A 13,134-nucleotide genomic window follows, 5' to 3' on the forward strand; every position below is an offset into this window, starting at 1 on the left:
ATGAAGTATAGTTTTTATCTAGTTAACTTCTTTATTATATCTTCTAGATTTGGATACATATCCAAAAGTTTCTCTCTCTCAAACAACTCAAAATCATCAAAGGTAAAGGTAGGGGCTACCATACATCCAACTAAAGCAAATCCATCATTATTCATAGAAGAACCAAATATATATCCCTTAGGAACTAAAACTTGGGGAACTTCTCCTTTTTCTACATCTAATCCTAATTGCTTAGTTATAAGCTCACCCTCTGGTGTTATCATATATATAGTTAGAGCTTGCCCATCGTGGTAATACCACATCTCGTCAGAAGTTAATCTGTGAAAATGAGACACCTCTCCAGTTTCAAGTAAGAAATATATGCTACTAAATAATTTTTTATTTTCTCTAAAGAAGTCTTCTGATAATACTGATTCTTTGAAGTATCCTCCTTCTACATGTGGTGTCATGCCTAATTTTTCTATGTAATATTGTGCTGATTTCATGTTGTACCTCCTAAGTATAATAAATCTATTATATCAAAAACTTATAATTTGTAATAATAGAAATCAAGGATTTCATCCTTGATATGTCACGTAGAGAGGGAATTCATGTATAAATATAGGTAAAATTTAATAGTAGGTATTATTGATACGAATCGCCTCCACCATGAAGGGGTACAGTTTACCTTTTTTATGTAAAATTTTATAAGATTGAAACAGAAATTGACAAACTATAATAATTAATATAAACTAAATTTAGTTTGAGTTCGAGGTAATTGTAAAAAGGGTATTAATAAATAATTTAATTGTTTTAGAGCTAGTCATTTATGATTAGCTCTAAATTAAGGACAAATAACTCAAATATGAGATATTTATATGGAAATTATTATAATGTACTAAATTTATTTAGGGGGTGGAGATATGGCAAAATTTAAGGAATTGTTTGCTCCAAAAGATATGACCGAGGGTACACCTTGGAAACGAATTACCGAGTTTGCGATCCCAATGTTGATTGGTAATATCGCTCAACAGTTTTACAACACTGCGGACTCGATTATTGTGGGTAAATATGTCGGTGATAACGCACTTGCTGCGGTTGGTAGTGCATCTCCCATATTAAATCTTTTGCTTGTACTCTTTGTGGGAATTTCCACAGGTGCAGGTATCATGGTGGCTCAGTACTTTGGAGCGAAGGACCGTGAAAGACTTTCTCATACTATTGGTGTGTGTGTAACTCTTACTGCTATTGCATCAGTAGTAATTATGGTTATTGGTCCTATTGTCACCCGTCCACTACTTTCTTTTCTCAATACACCAGATTCTATCATTGATTGGTGTGCAGATTATCTTATTATTTATTTCGTTGGGATATCAGGTTTTGCTTATTATAATATTTTGGCTGGTGTTCTGCGAGGGCTTGGTGATTCCATATCAGCACTTGTATTTTTACTTATTTCTACGGTTCTGAATGTAGGGCTTGATATTTGGTTTGTGGCAGGAATGGATATGGGTGTGCCAGGTGTTGCACTGGCAACCATCATAGCACAGGGAATATCAGCAGTCCTTTGTATTATTAAATTAGCAAAAATGAAAAATACCTTTGATTTTAATGTGAAAATGTTGAAACCAACTAAGGAATATTCTTTTAAGCTAATAAAACTCGGATTGCCATCAGGTTTGACACAGGCGATATTCTCCCTTGCAATGATTGTTGTACAATCTCTGACCAATAGCTTTGGAGAAATGGTCATAGCCTGCAATGTGATTGTTATGCGTGTGGATGGATTTGCCATGATGCCAAACTTCACCTTTGGAAATGCAATGACAACCTATGCGGGGCAGAACATAGGGGCGAAAAAAATGGACAGAGTGGAAAAAGGAACTAAAGATGGTACTATGATTGCGGTGGGAGTTTCTACTGTAATAACGATTTTGATTTTGATTTTCGGAAGATATCTTATGGGTGTTTTCACTGATACGGCGGAACTAGTTGATTTAAGTATGCATATGATGCGTATTCTTGCAGTGGGCTATATTGCCATGGCAGTGACACAGAGTCTATCAGGTGTAATGCGTGGTGCAGGTGATACCATGACACCTATGTGGATTTCACTAATTACTACGGTTATTCTCCGTGTACCTGTAGCTTATAGTATTGCCTATTTGACACGTAGTGAGGCTTATCCTACAGGAAGACCTGAATCCACCTTTATTTCTTTATTGGTTTCTTGGACACTTGGAGCAATTATAACTACAATTTTCTTCAAAAAAGGTAACTGGCGCAAAAAAGGTTTGGTGGATTAAATATTATGGTGTAACTGATACTTAATAAAGAGACTATTAGGTATTTTAGAATAAAATGGAACCTATAGACTGGACATCTTAAAAAAGAGTCTAAGTCATAGGTTCCATTTTATTTTGAGACAAACTACCTTTTTATCGTGGCTTCGTTTTAAACGGTTTAAGTGTAAACTTAGATTCCTGCAGAGCAAAGGAATCTCTAGTTGAACTTATGCAGAGCTGTGAGTAATACTATGTAGTTTATTATCAACGCTATATTAAATCAGAATTTATTATCAACACTATATTAAAACTGTTGACAAATAAATACTTCTAGCATAGAATAAAAATATACTTCGAGAAAAGAACTATTTAAAGGAGAGTAAATATGAGAGAAAAAGAAGATGCGTTTTTTGAAACATTATTTTATAACTATCTAGATGAAATGAAATTTTTATTTTTCCCAGATAAATGGAGTAGTGTTTCATTGGATTATTCAAAGAATGAATTACTTGCCATAGTATTTATATATAGAAAAGAAAATGTAAATATGAGTGAAGTTGCTGATTATATTAACGCTCCTTTAAATACAGTTACAGGCGTAATTAATAGATTAGAAAAAAAGCAAATAGTTGAAAGAAAAAGAGATCTAAAAGATAAAAGAGTAGTAAATATTTCTTTAACCCAAAAAGGTAAAGAGTCATTTAACGAAGAAAAGAAGGAAATCATATATTACGTTAAAGAGATTTATAAGTCTCTAACAGAGGAAGAAAAAAGATCAGTTATGATTATTGCAGGTAAAGTAATTTCCGTATTAAAGTCTGATAAAACTAAAACAAGTAAGGAAGAGCAAAAAGAAAAAAGAGTAAGAAAAATAATAATAGAATAACTTAGATTTCTAAGTTATTTTTTAAAAGAAAATACTTCCATGAAGGAACTATTCTTATATCGAACAAAAGGAGGATTATTATGGGAAGAATAATTATATTTACAGGTAAAGGTGGAGTAGGAAAGACAAGTACGGCGGCAGCGCATGGAGTAAAAGCAGCAAATGCAAATTTAAAAACCCTTATAGTTAGTACAGATATGGCCCATAATCTAAGCGATATATTTATGGCAGAAATAAAAGAGGAACCAGTGAAGGTCATTGATAATCTTGACGCACTGGAAATAGATCCTAATTACGAAATGGATAGATATTATAACAATATTTCAACCGCTTTAAAAAACATGATGCCTGTTATTGAAGGGGAAGGTAGTGATTCTTTAGAGGATATAGTTGTATTTCCAGGTATAGAAGAGTTGTTTTCACTGATAAAAATTAAAGAATTATATGAAAGAGATATATATGATTTAATAATAGTTGACTGTGCACCTACAGGAGAAACCTTGTCTTTACTAAAGTTTCCAGAACTGTTTTCTTGGTATATGGAAAAGCTCTTTCCTATAGGTAAAGTTGCACTGAAGGTTTTAAGACCAATATCTAAGATAGCATTTAAAATAGATATGCCAGATAAAAAAGCTATGAATGATATAGAGAAATTATATATAAACCTTATAAGTTTGCAGGAACTATTAAAGAATAGAGAAGTATGTAGTATAAGGCTTGTGACCATACCAGAAAAAATGGTAGTGGAAGAGACAAAAAGAAGCTATATGTATTTAAATCTATATAACTTTAATGTAGATGGATTATATATAAATAGAATAATTCCAGAGGAGGTAGACAATAATTTTTTTACTCAGTGGAAGAAGGTTCAAGGGTCCTATTTAGAAGAATTAAGGGCGGTGTTTATAGATATACCAACCTTTAAAATCAAATGGTATGAAAGAGACATAAATGGAATAGAAGGATTAAATAGAGTTATGGAAGATTCATTACAAAATAAGGATATATTTAAGGTGTTAAAAACTACACTAAATGAAGCTTTTTTAAAGATAGAAGATGGATATTCCTTAGAGGTATATATACCTTTTGCAAATAAGACCGATTTTGAATTATATCAATCAGATAGAGAAGTAATAATTAAAATAGGAAACTTTAAAAGAAATATACCATTGCCAGATGTAATAAGAAAATATTCTATAACATCAGCAAAACTGCAAGATGAAAAATTAAAAATTATTTTTCAGTAGGAGATGGTTTTATGAATAAAGAATTTATGAAAAAAATGATAAAGGCGAAAAAATTGGAATATGAGGCAATGAAGGAATTAATGCCAGAGGAGTTAAAAAGCAAAGTAGGTCATATGGAAGGAGAAACACTAAGTTTATTAAAGGATTTGGCATTAGAATTATTAAAAGATGAGACCTTAGAAAAAAGAGAGAGCGGTATTAAAAAAGTTAAAAAAGTAGGAGTGGATTTTCAATAGGAAGGGAGAGATAAATGTGAGAATTATATTATATACAGGTAAAGGTGGAGTGGGTAAAACAAGCGTTGCTGCAGCTACTGCTTGTAAAATAGCAGATTGTGGGAAAAAAGTACTAATTATGAGCACAGATCAAGCTCATAGCTTAAGTGATTCTTTCAATATGAAATTAGAAAATGAACCAGTAAATATAGCTGATAATCTTTATGGAATGGAAATAGATACAGTGTTTGAAAATGAAAAAACTTGGGGAAATTTAAAAGGATATTTCAAAGAGATACTCTTAGCTAAGGCTAAAGAGAATATTGAGAGTGAAGAATTATTAGTGTTTCCAGGTTTTGAAGAGTTATTATCCCTGATAAAGATAAAGGAGATACATGATGAAGGGAAATATGAGGTTTTAATAGTAGATTGTGCGCCAACAGGTGAAACAATGTCATTATTGAAATTTCCAGATACTTTTAAATGGTGGATGGAGAAAATATTTCCAATTAAGAAAAAGGGAGCTAAAATTGCGAAGCCCATAGTTGAAGCAACAATAAAAATTCCTATGCCTACAGATGATACCTTTGATGAAATTGAAAAGCTGTATGAAAAGGTCGATGAGCTCCATAAGTTGATGTTAGATAAAGAAAAGGTGAGCTTAAGAATAGTTACAACTCCAGAAAGGATAGTAATAAAAGAAGCAAAAAGAAGCTTCTCTTATCTTCATCTCTTTGATTATAATGTGGATGCAGTTATTATAAATAAAATTTTTCCGCAGGAATCCATGGAAGGTTACTTTGAAAAGTGGGATACTGTTCAAAAAGAAGCAATAGAAGAAATAGCTGAAAGCTTTAAAGGTATCCCAATTTTAAAACTATCCTTGATGAGTGATGAATTAAGAGAGTATAAGACATTAAAAGAAGTTGGGAATACAATATATGAAGATATTAACCCAGAAGAAGTTCTCTTCACAGAAAAAATATTTGAATTAAAAAAGGATGAAAATAACTATATATTTAGTATAAGCATGCCTTTTGTAGATAAAAATCAATTAAATCTTTCGCAAAGAGGAGACGAAATAATTATAGCTATAAAGAATGAAAGAAGATCAATTATATTGCCAAAGAAGCTACAAGCTAAAGAAATAAGAAGTGCGAAGTATGAAGAAGGAAAATTGAATATATTTTTCAAGTAACAAATTTGTGTTAAATAAGAGGATAATTTAAAATGCTTAGATTTTATCTAGGCATTTTTTATGCGGAGAAATAAATAGGGTTACTAGAAAAACTTTATATGGAGGTAATAGCTATGAAATGAAATAGATTATATATAGATTATTTGCAACATAGAATACTTAAAGTGTAACTAAAGGTGATTTTTCTGACATAGTGCATATTCCAAGAGTATAATGCAATTAATAAAGAAACAAAAAAGGAGTATTGTATATGAGAAGAAAAGATAAAGGAAGTAAAGAGCTATCAGGAAGGGATTATTTCTGTTTAGGATTATTATGCTTTGGTGGTTTAATGTTTGATATGTTTGCTATGGGCATAGATTGGCTTATTTTTAGAAATAAGTCAATAATGGAATTTTGGTACGTAAAAGCCTTCCATTCTATAGAGGTGGCTTTATTGTGGATAGCATTGATAATGATCATGGTAGTATGGATAAAGAGAAAAGGCGTCATGGAGGAATTATTTAACTTAACTTTTAATTCTAAGACTTGGCTTTATCTTGCAATAGCTTTCATAGGAGGCATTATGATGACCTTTTTCGAAGGAATGGTAGATAAGCCTCTTGGTACATTGCAAATTATTCATGAGTATACTAGATTTATAGAAAGATATGGTGATAATGCACTTATTGTATCTATTACTCAAAATATTTACTATATAGCTGAAGTAGGACTAGTTGTGCTGCTACTGGCTTTTATGCAACGAGCAGGTGAAAAATGGTTTGATGAGAGAATGATACCTTATGGTGGAGTAGGACTCATGCTTACTTGGGGGCTTGGACATTTAACTAAAGGTATTGTTGCAGGATTATGGATTACAGGATTTGCGTTTATTGCAGGAGGGATTTTTATAATTAATAAAAAAAGTGTTTGGGCTACTTATCTTTTTATAATTTTAGTTTTTATATTATAATGTAAATATATAGATTGCAACAGTTATAATTAACTATATTTTATAATAAAGCCTATTTGTATAATGTAGAATTTTAATTGCAATATATATAGAATATATTAGCTAGGATTTGAGGAGAATTTATGAAACTTATCATGCATAATCAGAGGCATTTATCAGAGGATAGGGTTGAAGTTTATTATAGAGAAATGAATCATACTGTACAAGTGATAGTAGAAGCTATTGATCATCAATGTATACATATTCCAGGTGTTTTAGAAGGAGAAAAATATGTATTAGATATAAATGAAATTTACTACTTTGATACAGTAGATAAATTAAGCTTTGCCTATTTAAAAGAAGCGGTATATAAGGTGCCATATACTCTACTAGAAATTGAGGAACAATTAAAAGATTACGGATTTGTACGTATATCAAAGTCAGTGATTATAAATATCTATAGAATTAATCATATGACAAGTGAAATCAATATGAGGATTAAGGCGCATTTAGAAAATGGAGAAGCATTGCTGGTAAGTAGACATTATAAAAAAAGCTTTGAAGAGGGGCTTCAAAGAATAAAAAAACAATTGATGATGGGAGATTGTAAATGAAAATAGGGAAATTAAAAAAGTTTTTTATTGAATTTTGCGTAGCGTACACCTTTGTGACTATAGGAATTGTTATCATTGAAACAATAATAAGAGGAGAGTTAAGTAAAGATTATTTTAATATCGCTTCAGCTTTTCTATGGACACTTATTGCTGTTATTACTTTATACTTATATCCTTTGTTTGAAAAAATATCTACCCTTGTAATGATTATATTGCAATATACTATAGCAATGGTATTAGTTTTGTTGAGTGTTAAGGCACTAAGCTTTTTTGAGCCTATTAATCCTGATGGTTATAAGGATGTTTTTATTAGTTTTACTACCTTTTACATAGTTGTTTCAGGTTTTTTTTATTGGTATCAAAGAAGAGCAGTAAAAAAACAAAATGAAATATTAAATTTTATAAAAAATAGAAATATATAGATTGTAATAATGAAACTACATAATACAAATAAGCTTAAATATAAAATTAGATTAATTGAACTTCATATTATTACTGTTCAACCGTTTCGAAACCTTGATTTACTAAGTTTCTATTCAAGTAAAAAACTAAAAGACAACAACTCGCTTCACTCGAACAAGTTATCTTTCTTAACGCTTTTTACCTTCATAGAAACTAAGTAAATCTAAGATTCCTGCAAATGGTATTCACAGTAATAATATGAAGTTCAATTTAAATAGCTTATAAAAGAAAAGCCTATTTGTATTATGTAGAAACTTAATTACAACTTACATATATAAATTTGTTTATGAAAATATAAGGGAAATAATATAGCAATATATAAATGTCTAAGGATAATAGATAGAATTTACTTTTATGATATAATATCTATATTGCTATCAACTAATTCATGGGAGTGAAGAATATGGATATTAAAATACTTGATAAATTAAATCCTGTTTGTGAGATAGTTAGCCTTATTTATATGAGCCATAACTATGAGGAATTTATTAAGCTGTCAATTGAAGAGCTTAATGAAAATGGGGTTAATGGAGAGCTATTTATAAAGAAGAATTTTAAGATTCTTGATAAATATGTAAATACCTTTAATAAATATAAGGTTATTGATGAAAGTGAAATGTTCTTCTTTGAAGAGGATGATATAGGAATTTTTATGCTAATTGCCTTTGTTATTATTAATAACGAAGAGCTAATGAATTCATTAGATGATGTGACAGATATACAGCTTAAGGCTATGATTTTAGATGTGTATAATGATGTATTTGAAGAAGATAATACTTTGGATTCTATTGATACCTTAAATAATATAATGGAGTTCCTAAAGGATTTAGACCTTAAGGAGAATACTAAATGGAAGTTAATGATTATTTTAGATGATCCTAAGAAGTATTATAAAACTTTAATTAAGATTATAGAGGATAATAAAGCTGCCTATAATGAAGCTTATAAAGCTATAGAAAAGCAAGTAGATAAACTAATGAATAGCTTTCTGAAATATGTTAATTCAAATGAATGTGAAGTCATGAATAATATTATAAAAAACAATGATTGTAAAAGTATTCTAATTCCCACCTTATCACTAGGAACTTCACTATTTGAAATTAAAAATTCATATTTTATGGGACTATTATATGAGCTCATATCTAAAGAACATGCTAGCTTCATGGGAAATAAGGGAGAGCTCGTATTAAAATTAAAGGCTTTAGGTGATAAAAGTAAGTTGGAGATAATATCGATTTTAAAGGCTGGTCCTAAATATAGCTTGGAAATAGCTGAGGCTTTAAAGCTAACTCCAGCTACAGTTTCATATCATATGGGGTCTTTACTGGAATATAGCATGGTAAGAGTGGAAAAGAAACAGGGTAAGGTGTATTATCATTTAAATGAATCTGGATTAAAAAATTTCATAGATGAGCTTAGTAACACGTTATTATAAATAGAGTCTCTCAGTATATCTGAGAGATTTTTTTGTGCTTAAATTAGATATACATATAATTTATTTGACATATATCTAAACATATTATATTATTATGGTATGGAAAATCAAATGAATATCTAATATATTAGATATTCATTTGAACAAATTAATATAGTTTAGGAGAATTATCATGAAAGAGTGCATTAAGAAAAATAAACTACTATTACTATTAACAGTTATATTTAGTGTAATATCATCAATATCCATGGTAGTACTATCACTATTTATTCAAACTACTATTGACTATGTTACTAGCGGAAATATGGATGGATTTAAAAAAATACTAATATACTCAATTGGGTATGGTATTCTAATGGGATTTTTATATTTCATCTATGATATTCTAAGTAAAATGTTTATTAGAAATTTACTAAAGATGTTAAAAAGTAAGGTGTTTTCAGGGATACTGAGAAGTAATTACAAGGATTTCACAGCTACAAATACGGCAGATTATATTTCTGTGCTTACAAATGATATGAAGCTTGTGGAGGAGAATTATATTGTGCCGTTACTTTTAGTTTTTCAATATAGTGTCATATTCATAGTAACAGTTATTGTTTTACTATACTTAAGTCCATTGGTTACATTGGGTTTATTTATAAGCATGTTATTAATTTTTATAGTGCCAAGTATTTTTGGTAAGGCCTTAGAAAGTAAACAGTTAGAACTTTCAAATAGATTAGCCTTTTTTACCTCTAAAATTAAGGACATATTTTTGGGCTATGATGTTATTAGATCATATAATTTAAAGGGAGCTATAACTGAAGAATTTCAAAAAGAAAATAATAATTTAGCAGATGCAAAATTTCAAACTGATAAGTTATTTGTCATAAATGAATCCTTATCTCAAATGTTAGGTATGGGAACACAATTTGTAGCCATATTTTTATCATCATATTTAGTTATAAAAGGTAACTTAACCATTGGTATGCTCATTGCCATTGTTCAGCTTTCAGGAACTTTTGTACAACCTGTAATAATGATAATGAGTAGCATTCCAAAGATTAGTAGCATTAAACCTATAATTGAAAGAATTGATAATTTTTCAAATTATAAAGATGTTGATTTTATAGGTAAGGATAAACCAGAGTTTAGTAATAGTTTAGAGATTTCAGACTTGTATTTTAGTTATGATAAGGAGAAGTCTATTATTAATAAGGTAAATCTAAAAATAGATAAAAATAAGAAGTATACCATAGTAGGAGGAAGTGGCTGTGGCAAATCTACTTTAATAAAGCTAATGCTTGGATATTATTCAGATTTTACTGGAGATATAAAATTTGATGGAAATAGCATTAAAAATTTAGATATAGAGAAGTTAAACAAGATGATTTCAATCATACATCAAAATGTGTACATGTTTGATAAAACTATAAAAGATAATATTTGTTTATATAAGGAATTTTCACAGGAGAAGATAAATGCTGTGCTCAGTTTAAGTGGTGCAAATAAATTTATACAGGAATCAACTAATGGATTAAATTCTTTAGTAGGTGAAAATGGCAGTAATCTTTCTGGTGGACAAAGACAAAGGATTGCAATTGCCAGAGCCTTAATTCAAGAAACACCACTTCTTGTACTTGATGAAGGTACTTCAGCTATAGATATGCAAACAGCTTATGATATAGAAAGTAAGCTACTAAATATTAAGGATTTAACCTTAATCACAATCACCCATAAAATGAGTGAAGATTTACTAAGCCTATATGATGAAATAATATATATGGAAAATGGATGTATAATTGAGCAGGGAAGCTTTAAAGAGTTAGTAGAGAAGAAGGAGAGTTTTTATAGTTTTTATAAACTATAAAGATGTGTAAATTCTAATGAAGTGCTCACGATGTTCGCAGTGAATTGTTCACTTCATTCACAGAGAAGGAGCCAATTGGAGTTGGCGGGGAAGGGTTCGTGAGGCTCATAGAGAAGGAGTCAACTGAGTTGACAGAGAAGCGCTCACGATGTTCGCAGTGAATAGTTCACTTCATTCACAGAGAAGGAGCCAACTGGAGTTGGCGGGGAAGGGTTCGTGAGGCTCATAGAGAAGGAATCAACTGAGTTGACAGAGAAGTGCTCACGATGTTCGCAGTGAATTGTTCATTTCATTCACAGAGAAGGAGCCAACTGGAGTTGGCGGGGAAGGGCTCGCGAGGCTCACAGAGAAGGAGTCAACCGAGTTGACGGAGAAGTGCTCACTGTGTTTGTAGAGAAGGAGACATGGCGGAAGGATGAAAGACAGAGTTTCTTATAGAATATTAAAAGATGAATGATAAACTAATTTGTGATTGGATAAAAACAAGGTAATGACCATATTACAGTCAATTACCTTGTTTTTATTTTAGTTAAGGTCAAACTTAGTAACTTGTCTTTCGGTGTGCTGTGCATTGTATTTAGAAGTTAGAGAGCCGCTTTTAGTTAGAAATATATCCTCGTGAACAAGAAAAGGTTCATTATTTTCTTTGATTTTATATTAAAAATCCTCCTAAAATCATATTCCTTAAGACAAAGTATTAAATATTTTATAAAATAACATTATATTATTTTACATAAACGAACGTATTTACTTAATATTAATGTTATTATATATTTACAATATAAAGTGAAATATTTACATAATTTTTATTTAGTGTGTTAAAGGAGTGCGTCTTATGAAACTTTTATCGCCAGGAGAAAAATTAAGAAGCATTAGAAAAGAGTTAAAAATAAAGCAAAGTGATATAACAGGGGGAGAAATAACTCGTGAGCTTGTAAGTATAATTGAAAATGATAAGTGTAGAATTACCTATCAAGTAGCAAATATAATTGCTAATAGTATTAATAAAATCTGCAAGGAAAGAAATATAGATTTTATTATAGAGTCTTCTTATTTATTAGAAGATATAAAGGTTCAAGCTTTAAAAATTGCAGATGGATATTTAGAGGAATTACTTAATTGCCATAGAATAACTGTTGAGTTTGAAGAAAAACTAAGTGAAATTGAAGAATTTTTAATAAAGTATGATACAGATGATAAAGCTCTTACTATATATGAAAGAATAGCAGATATATATATAGATACCTATGAGTATAATAAAAGCTATAAATATTATATAAAAGCCCTTGAAAATCATCATAGAGGGTTCTCTAGTGAAATTGATTTGTTTAGGTTATTTAAAAAATTAGGGGTTATTTGCATCTTATTATCTAGGTATAAAGAAGCCTTAGAATTTAATAATTCAGCTTTAGTTTATAAAGAGAATGCTCCTGATGATTTAACCTGTAAGGTATATTGTAATAAAGCATTATGCTATTTTCACCTGGAAGAGTATAAAAGAGCTTTAGAGGAAATTGATTTTATAGAAACAAACTGTAAGGGCTTATCAGCTAATGAGAACTTCAAAATTAATTCGCTAAAGGCAAGCTGCTTAAGTTATTTAAAACTCTATAAGGAAGCTCTTGAAATAGATAAAAAATTAGTAGATTCTTTAGGTGATGATAATATCGAAAATAAGTTATTGGTTCTGGTAAATATGCTAGATATATATGTAACACTTAATGATATTGACAATGTAAAATTATATATTTCTAAAACATTTAATGAATTAAGCAAGCTCACAGAGGGAGCTGTGCCATATTTTTTACCTAAATTATATAAAGAATTAGGACATGCATCTGTATTAGTTAAGGATTTTGGAGCAGCAAAAGAATATTTTAATACTTCAATTAAGTTGTATAAAAGCATTAGAAGTACGTATGACATTCAAATATGCATAAAGGAATATCTAGAACTGCTAATTGAAGAGGGCAATAAAGAAGAAATTAATATATTAAAAAATCAAATCCTAGAATTTATTTAACTAGAGC

At 29.8% G+C, this 13,134-nt stretch carries 12 protein-coding genes; 11 read left to right on the forward strand and 1 reads right to left on the reverse strand.

The genetic code is table 11. The features are described 5' to 3' along the window. Positions 1–14 precede the first annotated feature (14 nt). Positions 15–485: a cupin domain-containing protein gene (locus ACI48Q_RS14730; protein WP_474919874.1), complete on the reverse strand. Its 471-nt coding sequence runs from the start codon at positions 483–485 to the stop codon at positions 15–17. A 417-nt stretch (positions 486–902) separates the two neighbouring features. On the opposite strand from ACI48Q_RS14730, the gene ACI48Q_RS14735 reads away from it, so the two are divergent. The 11 genes from ACI48Q_RS14735 to ACI48Q_RS14785 all read left to right on the forward strand — a co-directional run bounded on the left by ACI48Q_RS14735 (position 903) and on the right by ACI48Q_RS14785 (position 13,127). Beyond that, positions 903–2,285, forward strand: a complete 1,383-nt coding sequence (locus ACI48Q_RS14735; RefSeq protein ID WP_474919875.1) for an MATE family efflux transporter — start codon at positions 903–905, stop codon at positions 2,283–2,285. Positions 2,286–2,649: 364 nt separating this feature from the next. Next, positions 2,650–3,150 carry a MarR family transcriptional regulator gene (locus tag ACI48Q_RS14740; protein WP_474919876.1) on the forward strand — a complete coding sequence of 167 codons (501 nt, stop codon included), beginning with the start codon at positions 2,650–2,652 and terminating at the stop codon, positions 3,148–3,150. A gap of 80 nt (positions 3,151–3,230) precedes the next feature. Beyond that, the gene (locus ACI48Q_RS14745; protein WP_474919877.1) at positions 3,231–4,397 is read left to right on the forward strand and encodes an ArsA family ATPase; all 1,167 of its coding nucleotides are present in this window, start codon (positions 3,231–3,233) and stop codon (positions 4,395–4,397) included. Between the two features lie 11 nt (positions 4,398–4,408). Beyond that, the gene (locus tag ACI48Q_RS14750; protein ID WP_474919878.1) at positions 4,409–4,633 is read left to right on the forward strand and encodes a hypothetical protein; all 225 of its coding nucleotides are present in this window, start codon (positions 4,409–4,411) and stop codon (positions 4,631–4,633) included. 16 nt (positions 4,634–4,649) lie between these two features. Then, complete coding sequence (locus tag ACI48Q_RS14755) at positions 4,650–5,810, forward strand: ArsA family ATPase (RefSeq protein WP_474919879.1); 1,161 nt, start codon at positions 4,650–4,652, stop codon at positions 5,808–5,810. A 250-nt stretch (positions 5,811–6,060) separates the two neighbouring features. Continuing rightward, positions 6,061–6,762 carry a hypothetical protein gene (locus ACI48Q_RS14760; RefSeq protein WP_474919880.1) on the forward strand — a complete coding sequence of 234 codons (702 nt, stop codon included), beginning with the start codon at positions 6,061–6,063 and terminating at the stop codon, positions 6,760–6,762. A 122-nt stretch (positions 6,763–6,884) separates the two neighbouring features. Continuing rightward, positions 6,885–7,355: a LytTR family DNA-binding domain-containing protein gene (locus ACI48Q_RS14765; RefSeq protein WP_474919881.1), complete on the forward strand. Its 471-nt coding sequence runs from the start codon at positions 6,885–6,887 to the stop codon at positions 7,353–7,355. Then, positions 7,352–7,777, forward strand: coding sequence for a DUF6608 family protein (locus ACI48Q_RS14770; protein WP_474919882.1), 426 nt, complete (start codon positions 7,352–7,354; stop codon positions 7,775–7,777). The genes ACI48Q_RS14765 and ACI48Q_RS14770 overlap by 4 nt, the downstream gene beginning before the upstream one ends. Before the next feature lie 443 nt (positions 7,778–8,220). Beyond that, positions 8,221–9,252 (forward strand): ArsR/SmtB family transcription factor, encoded by a 1,032-nt coding sequence (locus ACI48Q_RS14775; RefSeq protein WP_474919883.1) that lies wholly within the window; start codon positions 8,221–8,223, stop codon positions 9,250–9,252. A gap of 172 nt (positions 9,253–9,424) precedes the next feature. Continuing rightward, entirely contained in the window at positions 9,425–11,104 is a 1,680-nt protein-coding gene (locus ACI48Q_RS14780; protein WP_474919884.1) for an ABC transporter ATP-binding protein, read from the forward strand. A gap of 835 nt (positions 11,105–11,939) precedes the next feature. Continuing rightward, complete coding sequence (locus ACI48Q_RS14785) at positions 11,940–13,127, forward strand: hypothetical protein (protein ID WP_474919885.1); 1,188 nt, start codon at positions 11,940–11,942, stop codon at positions 13,125–13,127. Positions 13,128–13,134: the final 7 nt, after the last annotated feature.

Source organism: Clostridium sp. LXY-7 (genome assembly GCF_056172015.1).